This window comes from Microbacterium sp. 2RAF4 (assembly GCF_052115285.1).
GTDB lineage: Bacteria > Actinomycetota > Actinomycetes > Actinomycetales > Microbacteriaceae > Microbacterium > Microbacterium oxydans.
In genome coordinates, this window is sequence record NZ_JBFRGI010000005.1 from 110,664 (window position 1) to 124,578 (window position 13,915).

The following is a 13,915-nucleotide window of genomic DNA, read 5'->3' on the forward strand; positions in this document are numbered from 1 at the left end:
GATGACGACCACGTCACCGCGGTCGCGGGAGGGTTCCGGTCGCACGGCCGGAGCCCCCCGTCGACCGCGTCGGGGATGGAGCGCTCTCCTCTATCTGCTGCCAGCGCTCGCGTTCTACGGCACCTTCACCATCGCGCCCTGGGTGCAGAGCATCTGGCTCTCGTTCTGGGAGTGGGACGGGATCGGTGCCGCCACCTGGGCCGGCATCGACAACTACGTCAAGGTCGCGACCGACGAGCGGCTGCTCGTGGCACTGCGCAACGGCCTCGGGTTCATCATCTTCTACACCGTGTTCCCTGTGATCCTCGGCCTCATCATCGCCGCGGTCATCGCCGCGCGCCCTCGACGGGGGTCCGGGTTCGTCCGCACGGTGCTGTTCCTCCCGCAGATCCTGCCGCTCGTCGCCGTCGGCGTGGTGTGGCGCTACCTCTACGCTGCCGACGGCCCGATCAACCAACTGCTCACCGCCCTGGGTATGGGGGATCTCGCTCGGGCATGGCTCGGCGACTTCACCTGGGCCTACCCCGCGGTGGGGGTGATCGGCACCTGGGTGACCACAGGGCTGTGCATGATGCTGCTGCTCGCAGGCATCCAGAAGATCGATCCGTCGCTGTACGAGGCCGCCCGGCTCGACCGATGCGGCCCGATCCGACAGTTCTGGCACGTGACGGTCCCTGGCGTCCGGGCTGAGATCGTCGTCGCAGCGACGGTCACGCTGATCGCCGCGCTCGCCAGCTTCGACATCGTCTACGTCACCACCGGCGGAGGCCCCGGATATCAGACGATCGTGCCCGGCGTGCTGATCTACAAACTCGTCTTCACCTCGAACGAGGTCGGGCTCGCCTGCGCACTCGCCACCGTGCTGAGCGCCATCATCCTCGTCTTCGTCGCCGTCATCGGCAGGATCGGACGCCGCAACGCATGAGATCACGCACGTCCCGGTTGATATCCGCCGGCTTCCTCCTCGTGGCGGTGCTCAGCGTCGTCCTCCCGTTCCTGGCGCTGGTCTCCGCCGCGCTGCAACCCTCCGGCACGCTCGTGCCGCGGCTCACCTGGCCGACCGATCCGCACTGGGAGAACTTCCTCAGCGCATGGACCATGGCCGGCTTCGGCTCGCTGCTCGCATCGAGCGCGATCATCGCCGTCGTCGTGGTGCCGATCTCGGTGATCTGCTCCACGCTCGCGGGCTACGCCATGGGAACCATGAAGATGCCGGCGAAGGGGGCGCTGTTCGCGTTCTTCCTCGCCGGGCTCACGCTCCCGTATGAGGCCATCGTCATCCCGCTCTACTTCTCCATGCGTTCGACGGGGCTGATCGACACCTACTGGGCCGTCATCCTGCCCCTGGTCGGAGCGTTCATGCCGTTCGGGATCTTCTGGATGCGCACCCACTTCGAGTCGGTGCCGAACGAGCTCATCGAAGCGGCGCAGCTCGACGGCGCGGGTCGCTTCCGCACGCTGATCCAGATCCTGATCCCCGGCGCCAAACCGGCGATCATCACCTATGCGCTGCTGACGTTCATGTGGGCGTGGAACCAGTTCCTGCTCGCGCTGATCCTGATCCGCGACCCCGCGCGACGGACGGCGCCGTCGGGACTCGGCACCTTCGTGCAGCAGTTCGGCGAGAACATCCCCCTGCTCGCGGCCGGCACGATCATCGTGATCGTTCCGATCGTCGTCCTCTACTTCATCTTCCAGCGCAAGTTCGTCGCCGGTCTCGTCCAAGGAGCACTCAAATGACCGTCCCCGTCCCTCTCCGTCTCGCGATCGTCGGGGCGGGATCGCGCGGCACCGGGTATGCCCGTCGCGCCGTGGCCGAGGGGGCGACGATCACGGCGGTCGTCGAGCCGGACCCGGAGCGTCTGGCGGCGTTCCTGACGGAGTTCTCCGGGCAGCCGATCGAGCGGTTCGACACCTGGCAGGACATCGCGGGGCGCGCGGAGAGAGTGGCGGATGCGGTCGTCGTCGCCACCCCGGATCGCCTGCATGCGGATCCGGCGATCGGGCTCGCCGAAGCCGGATACCACCTCCTGCTCGAGAAGCCGATCGCGCCGACCGAGGAGGAATCCGCCCGCATCGTCCGTGCCGCTGAGGACGCGGGCGTGATGCTCGCTGTATGTCACGTGATGCGATACTCCGCGTACTCCCGCACGCTCAAGCGTCTGCTCGACGACGGGGCGATCGGGCGGCTCGTCTCGGTCGAACACCTCGAGCCGATCGGCTGGTGGCACTTCGCGCACTCCTACGTGCGAGGCAACTGGGCACGCGAAGAGGACTCCGGCCCGATGCTGCTCACGAAGAGCAGTCACGATATCGACTGGCTCTCCTACATCGTCGGGCTGCCGGCAGAGCGGGTGTCGTCGTTCGGCAGCCTGCTGCACTTCCGCCCGGAGAACAAGCCCGCCGATGCGGCGGCGCGCTGCCTCGACTGCCCGCTGCAGAACACGTGCGCGTACTCCGCGACCACGATCTACCGCGGGTTCCTCGGCGACGAGACGTTCGAGCGCTGGCCGCTCGCCGTGCTCACCACGGACGTCACCGCTGCCGGGGTGGACCGCGCACTCCGTGAGGGCCCGTACGGCCGCTGCGTGTACGACGGGCAGAACGACGTCGTCGATCATCAGGTCGTCAACATCGAGTACGGCGGTGGGGTCACCGCATCGTTCACCGTCACCGCCTTCACGGAACTCGACTTCCGCAAGACCCGCCTGTTCGGGACCACGGGCAGTATCGAGGGCGACGGGCGCACCCTCGTCGTGCATGACTTCGTGCGCGACGAGAAGTACGAGGTCGTCCCGGAGACCCGGGGCAACGCGAGTGCGGCCGACGGGCACGGCGGGGCGGACGATGCCCTCGTTCACGCCTTCCTCGACGCGCTGCGCACGGGGGACCGCTCCGGGCTGCTCTCCGGTCCCGAGGAGAGCCTCGCCACCCACCGGATCGTCTGGCTTGCCGAGGAGGCGAGGAGGCAGGGCACCGTCGTCACCATCCCCTGAGAGTCGCCGGTCGCGCGCGCACGGCGCGATGATACGCGCGGGCCGGGGCGTCGTCCATCGGGGTGGCTGATCGTCGGAACGGGCGCAGAGTGGGCCGTTCATCCCCGACGGCGAGGAGGCCGACATGTACTTCCATCTCCAGCAGCTCATCAACCCGATCGAGGTCGACGAACCGGATCCTGCGGCGGCCAATGCGCTGCAGGAAGGTCTGGGCGGTCAGTTCGGCGAGATGCGCACGATGATGCAGTACCTCTTCCAGAGCATCAACTTCCGCGGACCGGACGGCAAGCCGTATCGCGACCTGATCCAGGGCATCGGCACCGAGGAGATCAGTCACGTCGAGCTCATCGGCACGACGATCTCCCGGCTGCTCGACGGCTCGCCCGCGTATCAGGGCACGAAGGGCGATCCGGTCGATGCGCCGGGTGCGGGAGGCGCGGTGCCGTTGAGCATCGCCCTGGATCACAGCAACATCCACCACTATCTGGTCGGTGCGCAGGGAGCTCTCCCCGTCGACGCGGCGGGCAATCCCTGGATGGGCAGCTACGTCTACAACTCCGGCAACCTCGTGCTCGATCTGCTCTACAACCTGATGCTCGAGTCGACGGGCCGGCTGCAGAAGTGTCGGCTCTACGAGATGACCGCCAACAAGACGGCCCGCTCGACCATCTCGTACCTGATCGTGCGCGACCAGGCACACGAGAACGCGTACGCGAAGGCACTGGAGACGCTCGGTGTGAACTGGCGGACCAGTCTGCCGATCCCGAAGACGAACGCGGAGAGCTTCCCCGAGGTGAAGCGCCTGCTCGACCTCGGACTGCAGAGCAAGCAGTATTCCTTCGATCTCGACGACCGCTCCGAGGCAGGGCGCATCTTCCAGGGCATGTCTCCGTCGGGCGACGGGACCGAGCTCGTGGCGGACGAGCAGGCTCCGGAGGGAGTGCCGTCGACGATCGCTCCGGAACGACCGGAGGAGTTCTCGCCCGGCGCGGACGCGGAACTCCAGGCGCTCATCCAGGCGACCGCCGAGATGGAGATGGCCGACATCGACGCGACGTTCGGCCGGATGTCGGCAGGCTGAGGGAATGTCGGGGAACCGGCGGCGGATGTCAACCCCGTCGCCGATCCCCGCGATCTGCGGCTGAATGGGATCACACGAACGACGAGCAGTGAGGAGCATCCCATGGTGCAGATCATCGAGACCATCGACGTCGACGTTCCCGTCCGCACGGCCTACAACCAGTGGACGCAGTTCGAGAGCTTCCCGAAGTTCCTCGACGAGGTCGAATCGATCACCCAGATCGACGACACGCACACCCACTGGAAGGTGAAGGTCGGTGGCGCGACCCGCGAGTTCGACGCCGAGATCACCGAGCAGCACCCGGACGAGCGCGTCGCGTGGAAGAGCACGGGTGGTGAGACCGAGCACGCGGGAGTGGTGACGTTCCATACGCTCACCGACACCTCGACGCGGGTGACGGTGCAGCTCGACTGGGCCCCTGAGGGGCTGCTCGAGAAGCTGGGCTCGCTGGTCGGCGTGGGGGGTCACGCCGTGAAGAAGGACCTCGAGAACTTCAAGGAGTTCATCGAGGGCCGTGGAGTCGAGACCGGCTCGTGGCGCGGCGACGTGGAAGCCTGACCGGAGATCAGATGCAGAGAAGGCCCGACGGCTCAGCCGTCGGGCCTCGCGGAAGCGCGCACGATCTTCGCGCGCCAGGGCTACGCCGAGACGAGCCTGCGCGAGATCGCCGAGGCCGTCGGGATCAAGACCCCCTCGCTCTACGCGCACTTCCCGAGCAAGGAGGCGCTGTACGCGGAGGTGTACGCCGCGGTCTCCATCGAGCACACCGCCTTCTTCGACGAGCTCGTGCGGAGCAGCAGCACTCTCGAGCCGCTCGCTCGTCTGCAGCACCTGCTGGGCGGGATCGAGGCGTACTACCGCGACCGTCCCGACCTCGCGGAGTTCAGCCTCAGGGCCGCGGTCTCCGAGTACGGGCCAGGTGGCGAGCAGCTGCGTCAGATCTTCCTCGACTCGGAATCGACCCTGGCTGCAGCCGTGCGCGAGACCTACGACGACGGCGTCTCGGCGGGCGCGTTCATCCCCGGCGATGCCGACGGCTTCACCGCGCTGGTGTTCGTCGTCATGGACGGCCTGTTCCTGCAACTCACCCATTACACGCCGGAGATCTACCGCGAGCGCTTCGACCAGGCCTGGCGACACCTCTCCACGATCCTGTCCCGATGAACCCCGCCGCACAGATGCGGTGACCCTCGACGATCGCCGGCAGGGAGCCACGAACTCCCTTCGGCACCGCGTCACCCGGCCGCACCGCGACCCGACCCCCGACCCGCCCTGCGAGGCGTCCGCACCCCGGGAACCCGAATCCCCGCCGACGCACTCGCAGGGCCACATCCCAAGGAATGATGATGACCACCACCGACTACGAGCACGGCGTCGTGCCCCAGGACCAGCGCAAGAGCTGGCTGTCGATCGCCACCGTGTGGATCGCGATCGGCATCGACCTCTCCGGGGCGTTCCTCGGCGTCTCGCTGGCATCCGGAATGGCCTTCTGGCCGGCGATCGGCGCGACGATGCTCGGTTCGCTCCTGCTCGGACTGCTCGCGATGGCATGTGCCTACGTCGGAGCGGCCACAGGACTCTCCACGGCGATGATCTCGCGCGCCGTGTTCGGCCGGGTCGGTGGAGCGATCCTCGCCCTGGCGATCGCCATCAGCCTCGTCGGCTGGTACGCCGTGCAGGCGGGCTTCTTCGGCGCCAACGCGCAGATCGCCTTCGCCGAGTTCACCGGCATCGATGTCCCCGTGCAGGTGTTCACGGCGATCGGCGGCGTGCTGATGGCCATCACCGCGTTCTGGGGCTACCGCTCGATCAACCGCCTCAGCACCCTCGCCGTGCCGCTGCTGCTCCTGCTGCTCATCGTCGGCGTCATCGTCGCGTTCACGGTGAACGGTGCGGCGGGGCTCGATGCTCCGGTCGAGGCGACGTTCACGTTCGGCGGTGCGGTCTCGCTCGTCATGGGCATCTTCATCCTGGGCGTCGTGCTCGCCCCCGACATGGCGCGCTGGGCCAAGACCCCGAGACAGGCCATGATCGCCGGCTTCGTCGGCTTCTTCTTCGGCAACTCGATCATCCTGGTCGTCGCGATCCTGCTCGCCCGCATCATGGACGGCACCGAGCTGATGGCGATCTTCTTCGCGCTCGGCCTCGGTGGCGTCGCGGTGATCGTGCTGATCCTGGCGCAGTGGACCACGAACACGACCAACCTCTACTCGGCGGGTCTCTCGTTCGCGTCGATCAGCGAGCGGCTGAGCCGACGCACCGTGACCGTCGTGCTCGGCGTGATCGGCATCGTCGTCGGTGTGATCGGGGCCGCCGACTACTTCGTGCAGTTCATCCTCGTCATCGGCACCATCATCGCCCCCTACGGCGGCGTGTATCTGGCATCGTTCTTCACGGGCCGCAAGACGGCGCGCTGGTCCCATGGCGCCACCGTGCCGATGGTCGACGGCTGGTCGATCGCCGCCTGGGTGGTCGGCATCTTCGTGGCGGTCGCGACCACGAACCCGGCGGACGGACCCGGCTTCGGGTGGTTCACCCTCACGTCGATCTCGGCCCTCGACGGACTGCTCGTCGGTTTCGTCGCGTACCTCGTGCTGCTTCCGCTTCGCCGTCGCGTCGCTCCCGATGCGCCTGCTCCCGTCACGGACGAGGTGAGCGCATGAGCGCTGTCGTCACGACGCCCATGATCACCGAGGCCGACATCGACGAGATCGCGCTCGGTGCCGCCGTGCTCGGCACCGGCGGTGGAGGAGACCCGCACGTGGGATCGCTCATGGCCAAGCGGCTGATCCGCCTGCACGGACCCGTACGACTGCTCGCGGTCGACGAGCTGACCGACGACGACTTCGTCATCCCGATCGGGGGCATCGGCGCGCCCTCGGTGAGCGTGGAGCGCATCCAGGCCGAGTCCGAGCTGCGGGCAGCACTGGACGCGATCGAACGCGCGGTCGGTCGCACGCCCACGGCCGTGATGCCCATCGAGGTCGGCGGAGGCAACTCGATGATCCCGATCGCCGCGGCCGCCCTCGCCGGGCTGCCGGTGGTCGACGGCGACGCCATGGGTCGTGCCTTCCCCGAGGCGCAGATGGTCACCTTCCACCTCGCCGGCTACGGGCCCGGGACGACAGTGCTCGTCGACCATCACGGCAACGAAGTGGTCAGCCGTCCTGTCGACGGTGCATGGTCGGAGCGCATCGCGCGGTCCGTCACCGTCGAGATGGGGGGAGGTGCGACCATGATCGACTACGCCTACGGCGGCGATGTCGTGCGCGAGTGCGCCATCCCCGGCACGCTCGGGCTCGCCCAGCGCATCGGACGCATCCTCCGCGGACGCGACTCGTCCGGGCGAGAGCTGCGCGACGACGAGCGCATCGATGCCCTCTGTGCCGACCTCGACGCCGTGCGGCTGTTCGACGGGAAGGTCGCCGACCTGCAGCGCGCCGTCGACGGCGGTTTCACCCGCGGTGCGGCTGAGCTCGTCGGTGTCGGCGACGACCGGGGGAGCGCGTTCCGGCTCGATTTCCAGAACGAGATGCTGCTCGGACGGAGGGACGGTGTGCTGGCTGCCGTCACTCCCGACCTGATCGCGGTGCTCGACCTGGCCACGGGCATGCCGATCACGACCGAGTCCCTGCGCTACGGCGCCCGGGTCGCGGTCATCGCGATCCCCAGTCACGAGAAGTGGCGCACTCCGATCGGCCTGGAGACGGCGGGACCCGCCCACTTCGGCTACGACGTGGAGTGGGTTCCGGTGGAGCACATCGCGCAGCGTTCCGCTGCGCGCACGACGGATGGGGAGGTCGCGTGATGGCCGGCAGATATCGCATCGGCATCGATGTCGGCGGCACGAACACCGACGCCGTGATCCTCGATGAGCGCCTCGAGGTGGTGGCCTCGGTCAAGCGTCCGACCACGGCCGATACGGGCGATGGAGTGGCTGCCGCGATCGACGCCGTGCTGGCGGCCTCGGGTGTCGACGCCACGCTCATCGGCCATGCGATGCTCGGGACGACGCACTGCACCAACGCGATCGTCGAACGTCGCGGTCTCGGCCGCGTCGGCATCCTCCGTCTCGGGGCACCGGCCACCACGGCTGTTCCTCCCCTGGAGGGGTGGCCGGACGATCTGCGGGCGGCGATCGGCGAGCACGTCCACCTGCTGGCCGGCGGATTCGAGGTCGACGGGCGCGTGCTCTCGCCGGTCGATGAGGAGGCGGTGCGCGCAGCCTGTCGGGAGGTGCGCGGCGAGGTCGACGCGGTCGCCGTCGTCGGCGTGTTCTCCCCCATCGACGAAAGCCAGGAGGAGCGCGTCGCCGCGATCGTGGTCGAGGAGCTCGGCGTCCCGGTCTCGCGGTCGGCACGGATCGGCTCGCTCGGGTTGCTCGAGCGTGAGAACGCGACCGTGCTGAATGCCGCGCTGATGCAGACGCTCCGGCAGATGGCCGCGGGCTTCGTCGCGGCTCTGCGGGAGCGGGGCATCCCCGCCACGCCGTACTTCGGCCAGAACGACGGCACCCTCATGCAGCTCGAGTACGCGCTGGAGTTCCCCGTGCTCACGATCGGCTGCGGCCCCACGAACTCCATCCGCGGAGCCGCGCACCTCTCAGGTGCGACCGATGCCCTCGTCGTGGACATCGGCGGCACGACGACCGACATCGGTGTGCTCGTCGACGGGTTCCCGCGGCAGTCGGCGCACGCGGTCGAGATCGGCGGCATCCGCACGAACTTCCGGATGCCGGATGTGCTGTCGGTCGGCCTCGGCGGCGGCACGATCGTCCGTGAGACCCCGGCGGGTGCCGCGGTCGGTCCGGACAGCGTCGGCTACCGGCTCCCGCAGGAGGGACTCGCCTTCGGCGGCTCCACTCTCACGGCGACAGACGTCGCCCTGGCGGTCGGCGGGGCTGCGATCGACGGCATCGACGCGCCCGTCGTCCCCACAGCGGTGGGTGCGGAGGCCTGGAGGGCGATGCGGGCGATCCTGGAGGACTCGATCGACCGGATGAAACCGAATGCCGCACCCGTCCCGGTGATCCTCGTCGGTGGCGGGGGAATCATCGCCCCGACCGTGCTCGACGGCGTCGCCGAACTGATCCGTCCCGACCACTTCGGGGCTGCCAACGCGGTCGGCGCCGCCCTCGGCGAGGTCGCCGGACAGATCGAGAAGATCTACCGCGTTGACTCCGCCGACCAGCGGGCCTCGCGGGCGGATGCCGCGGCGGAGGCGACAGAGCGTGCCCGACTCGCTGGTGCCGACCCGGCGACGATCGAGGTCGTCGCGGTGGAGGAGCTGCCCGTCGCGTACTCCGACGGCACGGCCGTGCTGATCCGCGCGCGTGCGGTGGGGCGCCTGGCCGCCTGACGTCCCCGCCGCACGCCTCGGACGGGTGGGGTTCCGCCCGTCCGAGGCGCGTGCTTGCATGGGCGCATGGAGCAGGAAGCGAAGCTGCGCGGCGAGACGAGGGCGATCTGGGCGACCGTGGTCTGCTTCGTGGTCGGTGCAGTGGCGGGCATGCTCGTGCTGGGCGGTGACGCGCGCCCGCTCACGGGGGTAGGTGCGCTCGCGATGCCGGCGGCGGTGGTCGCCGGAGTGATCGCCGCGGGGGCATTCCTCGCGAGCACCCTGATGCACCGCCGCGGCGAGACCGCCTCGATGCCGCGGTGGCAGGCGGTGGTGTCCGATCTCTCGACCGGAGCCCTGACCATCGCGTTCGGGGCCGTCACCGTGATGGGGGTGCTGCTCGCCGCGGAGGTGCTGGCGGCCGGTCTCCAGGGCTTGCAGCTCGCGGCGGTCGGCGGCGGTGTCCTGACCGGCGTGGCCGCGGCGGTCGGCGGGCGCTTCGCGTTCGGGGCCGGCATCGACCTGCGCACGTCCGACCTCGCTGCGCTCCTGTTCGGCTTCCTTGTGATCGGCACGCTTTTCGCGATGGTCACCGCCGCCGATCCCCGTTGGTGGGAGCAGAACTTCTCCCAGCTCGGCGTCGGGTGGGCGTTCAACGGCACCCTCGTGGTCGCCGGTCTGCTCGTCGCGACCGTCGGCTCGTACATCGGCCGCGACCTGCACCGGATGCTCGGCGACGCCGTGCTCTCCCGCATCGCCCTCGTCGTGGCGCTGTGGGCGGCGTCCGGGATCGCGCTCGCCGCTGTCGGGCTGCTGCCGCTGCACCGCGTGCCGGTTCCGCACGACATCGCGGCTCTCGGCGCGCTCGTGCTGTTCGCCGCGGCGGCCGCCACCACGGTCGCGAGGGTCCCCGGACATCCTCGCGCGCTGTCGATCACCTCGATCGGTGTGGGCCTGCTGGTCGTGATCGCCCTGGTGCTGTGGGTGCCCTTCGGCGTGTACTCCACCACTGCCGTCGAGGCGATCGTCGTCGGACTCGGGCTGCTGTGGATGGCGACACTCGTGCGTGTGCTCGCGATCCTGGTGCCGGCCGGGTCTCGACCGTCCGGGCGTCTGCGGCTGATGCGGGCGCGCGCACCGTCGGGCGCGGGGCCGGGGGAAAGATAGGGCATCTGTCCGATGTGCCAGGGGTACCTCAGAGCGGAGTGTAGGGATACAGCGAACCGTCGAGGAGAACCCCATGTTCGAGCACCCCTATCTCCACCAGCAGCTCACCAGGCATGACCAGGAGCAGATGGAGCGCGCCGCTGCGAGGCGCCTCACCCTGATCGAGCACGCCGACCAGATCGTGCCGCGGCCGGAAGGAGCGATCCGTCGGATGCTTCGTCATGCGTTCGGTCGCTCGGCGGGCGATGCCACGGCGGTGCCGGGGAAGGCGCGGGTCGCGGCCGCGTGCGACTCGGCAACGGCGGCGCACGCGCGGTGAGCAGAGTCATCGCGCGCGGCGAACATCCGACAGACCCGAATGTCGGTCGGGGGTGGGACGATGAGTCCATGCCCCCTTTCGCATCGAGCGCTGCGATGGTCGGCCGTGAGGCCGAGCTGGCAGAGGTGCGTCGATCGTTCGCGGGCGTGCGCGACGGCATCCCGGCGGCCCTGCTCGTCGAGGGCGAGGCGGGCATCGGCAAGTCGCGACTGCTGCGCGAGTTCGCCACCGAGATCTCGCCGACCGCCGACGTGCACGTGGGGTGGTGCCTCGACCTCGGCGCTTCGCGCACGCCGTACGGCCCCCTCACCGGAATCCTCCGCTCGATCGTCCTGCGCATGGGGGTCGACCGGGTGCGCGAGTCGGTAGGTGTCGGAGTCGAGGCTCTCGGCATGCTGCTGCCCGAACTCGTCGACGCCCCGACCGATCGCGACCGCACGAGCCCAGAGCGTCTTCGCGACGCCATCGCCTCACTCATCGAAGCGGCGGCCGAACGTGCCCCTCAGGTGCTCGTGGTCGAAGACCTGCACTGGGCCGACGAGTCCACTCTCGCCATCCTCTCCTTCCTGCTGCGGGCCCTCAGTCGCGGCCGCATCCTGCTGCTCCTCACCTGTCGCACCGACGACGTGCGCCGTGGCGACGCCGTGAGCCGCTTCATCGGGGAGGCCACCAGAGCACGGCTGCTCGAGCGCCTCACGCTCGGCCGCCTCGACGAGACCGCTGTCCGAGAGCTGGCCGAGCAGATCACCGGCCGTGCGCTCACCGCGAGTGCGCTCGATCGCATGCAGGAGCGGGCCGAGGGCGTGCCCTTCTTCATCGAGGAGATCGCCGGATGTTCGAACGGCCCACTCCCTGACGGCCTTCGCGATCTGCTGCTCGCCCGTTTCGACCGACTCGGCGACGACGCGCGCCATGTCGTGCAGGTCGTCTCCGGTGCGGAACGCCCGCTCTCGCATCCGCTCATCACGAGCCTGGTCGAGCTGCCGGAGCAGAGGCTCGACGAAGCGATCCGCGAGGCGACCCGCAGCGGCATCCTCGTGATCGGCGACGACGACTACCGTTTCCGGCACGCGCTGCTGCGCGAGGCCGTGCACGACGACCTGCTCCCCGGCGAGCGGGCACGACTGCACCGCGCATACGCCGAGGCGCTCGAAGCGCAGTGTGCCGGGTCCGATTCCAGCGACGCCGCCGCGCTCGCGTACCACTGGCAGCTGGCGCAGGACGATCGGAAGGCACTGGTCGCCGCCGCCGACGCGATGCGTCACGCGAAGGGACAGTACGCGTTCGCGAGCGCCGCCCGTTTCGGAGAGCTGGCGCTGGAGCTCTGGCCGCTCGTGCCCGACGCCGCCGACGCGGCCCGCATCGAGCGTCTCGACCTGCTGCTGGTGCTCGGCTCCATCCTGCGCAATGCGGGCGACGGTGAACGGGCGCTCGCCGTGGCCAACGTCGCGCTCGCGGAGGTCGACCCGGAGACGGTCGATCCGCGACTGCATGCTCGCCTCCTCCGCAACAAGGCGCTGTATCTCGTCAACCTGGGGCGTCTCGGGGCCATCCCGCTGCTGCAGCAGGCTCTCGCGATCGCCGACGAGCGGATCGGCGATGAGGTGTTCCGCGCCGAGCTGCTCAATCAGCTGGCGAGCCGCCGGATGATCGCGGGCGATCGCGAGGAGGCGATCCGGCTCGCCGACGAAGCCGAGCGTGGGGCGGCCGGAGCCGAATCCACGGATCAGCTGTCGATCGCCGCGAACGTGCGCGGAGGCTCGCTGGCGCACCTGGGTCGCATCGACGAAGGCGTGCGCGAGTACGAGCGTGCGCGTGAGCTCGCGACGGGTTCCAACGCCGAGATGCGATACCGGGTGAACTACTCCGACCTGCTCACGCTGCTGGGGCGCTACCGAGAGGCCGTCGAGGTCGCAGAGGAGGGCTTACGGCGCGCCCGCGAACTCAGGGTCGAACGCACCTCGGGGTCGATCATGGCGCAGAACATGGTGGTCCCTCTGCTCGAACTCGGCGAGATCGATCGGGTCGAGGAGATGCTGTCGAGGGACTTCGTGCAGGGGACCCTGCGCGTGTTCCGCATGTACATGAGCATGACGCGCGTGCGGGTGCTCGCCTGGCGGGGGCGGTCGGCGGAGGCCGCAGAGCTCTTGCAGGCCTGGCTTCCCGCGTTCGAGGAGACGGGCGTCTCCGAAAGGCAGATCTGGTACGACCGCGTGATGATGATCGTCGCCGTCGCCGAGAGTCGAGGAGACCTCCGCGGGGCGCTCGACACGATCCTCGAGATGCTGGAGAGCGATGAGCCGGCGCTGCTGCACCAGCGTCGACTGCTGCTGGAGGGAGGTGCGATCATCGCCGAGCTGCGAGCGGCGGGAGTCGACGTGTCAGGGGCATCTGCCGCGATCCGTGCCGCGTGGTCCGCCCAGCCGACGCAGCTGCAGCACGACGCATGGGAGACGATCCTCGACGCCCTCCTCGATCCCCGCCCCGATGCGCTCGCCGAGGCGCTGCGGTGCGCGGAAGGGGAGGACGTGCCGGTGATCTTCCGTGCCGTCCTCCGTCTGGAGCAGGCCCGCGTGCTGGTCCGCGATGGAGACCGGATCGCTGCGGGCTCCGTGGTCGCCGAGGCCGACGCCCTCGCGGAGTCCCTCGGCAACGCTCAGCTCCAGTCCGCCGTCTCCCGGTTCGCCACAGACGCCGGGTTGAGGGGAGATGCGGTGTCGGCGTCGAACACCGACCCGCTGACCGCAAGGGAGCGGCAGGTGCTCGAGCTCATCGCCGAAGGCCTGAGCAACCGCCAGATCGGTGAGCGCCTGTTCATCAGTGTGAAGACCGTGAGCGTGCATGTCTCCGCCGTCCTGCGCAAGCTCGGCGTGAGCACACGCACCGAAGCAGCTCTCCTGAAGAAGAATGAACAGCCCCGTACTGCGGCGGAGCCTGCCGTGGTAGCGTGACAGTGCGCGCGTCTCGGATGTTCCGGGTCGGCGTAGGCCGTGTAAACGGCTAAGTCAACAGAAA

General features: G+C 69.2%; 12 protein-coding genes and 1 pseudogene. All 13 read left to right on the forward strand.

The window, feature by feature from the left end; translation table 11 throughout:
- Window position 1: 1 nt before the first annotated feature.
- The 13 genes and pseudogenes from AB4070_RS17505 to AB4070_RS17565 all read left to right on the forward strand — a co-directional run bounded on the left by AB4070_RS17505 (window position 2) and on the right by AB4070_RS17565 (window position 13,851).
- Window positions 2-925, forward strand: coding sequence for a carbohydrate ABC transporter permease (locus tag AB4070_RS17505; RefSeq protein ID WP_441981222.1), 924 nt, complete (start codon window positions 2-4; stop codon window positions 923-925).
- Window positions 922-1,740: a carbohydrate ABC transporter permease gene (locus AB4070_RS17510; RefSeq protein ID WP_441981223.1), complete on the forward strand. Its 819-nt coding sequence runs from the start codon at window positions 922-924 to the stop codon at window positions 1,738-1,740. Before AB4070_RS17505 ends, AB4070_RS17510 begins: the two co-directional genes overlap by 4 nt.
- Window positions 1,737-2,996: a Gfo/Idh/MocA family protein gene (locus AB4070_RS17515; RefSeq protein WP_441981224.1), complete on the forward strand. Its 1,260-nt coding sequence runs from the start codon at window positions 1,737-1,739 to the stop codon at window positions 2,994-2,996. The genes AB4070_RS17510 and AB4070_RS17515 overlap by 4 nt, the downstream gene beginning before the upstream one ends.
- Window positions 2,997-3,120: 124 nt before the next feature.
- Window positions 3,121-4,077 carry a manganese catalase family protein gene (locus AB4070_RS17520; RefSeq protein ID WP_441981225.1) on the forward strand — a complete coding sequence of 319 codons (957 nt, stop codon included), beginning with the start codon at window positions 3,121-3,123 and terminating at the stop codon, window positions 4,075-4,077.
- Window positions 4,078-4,179: 102 nt separating this feature from the next.
- On the forward strand, window positions 4,180-4,635 hold the full coding sequence (locus tag AB4070_RS17525; protein WP_441981226.1) for an SRPBCC family protein: 456 nt from the start codon (window positions 4,180-4,182) through the stop codon (window positions 4,633-4,635).
- 6 nt (window positions 4,636-4,641) lie between these two features.
- Window positions 4,642-4,806, forward strand: a pseudogene (locus AB4070_RS17530) (helix-turn-helix domain-containing protein); the annotation flags it as partial.
- 9 nt (window positions 4,807-4,815) lie between these two features.
- Complete coding sequence (locus AB4070_RS17535) at window positions 4,816-5,241, forward strand: hypothetical protein (RefSeq protein WP_441981227.1); 426 nt, start codon at window positions 4,816-4,818, stop codon at window positions 5,239-5,241.
- Between the two features lie 182 nt (window positions 5,242-5,423).
- Entirely contained in the window at window positions 5,424-6,740 is a 1,317-nt protein-coding gene (locus tag AB4070_RS17540) for a cytosine permease (protein WP_441981228.1), read from the forward strand.
- Window positions 6,737-7,885 carry a DUF917 domain-containing protein gene (locus tag AB4070_RS17545; protein WP_441981229.1) on the forward strand — a complete coding sequence of 383 codons (1,149 nt, stop codon included), beginning with the start codon at window positions 6,737-6,739 and terminating at the stop codon, window positions 7,883-7,885. The genes AB4070_RS17540 and AB4070_RS17545 overlap by 4 nt, the downstream gene beginning before the upstream one ends.
- Window positions 7,885-9,435 carry a hydantoinase/oxoprolinase N-terminal domain-containing protein gene (locus tag AB4070_RS17550; protein ID WP_441981230.1) on the forward strand — a complete coding sequence of 517 codons (1,551 nt, stop codon included), beginning with the start codon at window positions 7,885-7,887 and terminating at the stop codon, window positions 9,433-9,435. Before AB4070_RS17545 ends, AB4070_RS17550 begins: the two co-directional genes overlap by 1 nt.
- Before the next feature lie 66 nt (window positions 9,436-9,501).
- Window positions 9,502-10,581, forward strand: coding sequence for a DUF998 domain-containing protein (locus AB4070_RS17555; protein WP_441981231.1), 1,080 nt, complete (start codon window positions 9,502-9,504; stop codon window positions 10,579-10,581).
- A gap of 73 nt (window positions 10,582-10,654) precedes the next feature.
- Window positions 10,655-10,900 carry a hypothetical protein gene (locus AB4070_RS17560; protein WP_441981232.1) on the forward strand — a complete coding sequence of 82 codons (246 nt, stop codon included), beginning with the start codon at window positions 10,655-10,657 and terminating at the stop codon, window positions 10,898-10,900.
- Window positions 10,901-10,968: 68 nt separating this feature from the next.
- The gene (locus tag AB4070_RS17565; protein ID WP_441981233.1) at window positions 10,969-13,851 is read left to right on the forward strand and encodes a helix-turn-helix transcriptional regulator; all 2,883 of its coding nucleotides are present in this window, start codon (window positions 10,969-10,971) and stop codon (window positions 13,849-13,851) included.
- The last annotated feature ends 64 nt before the right edge of the window (window positions 13,852-13,915 follow it).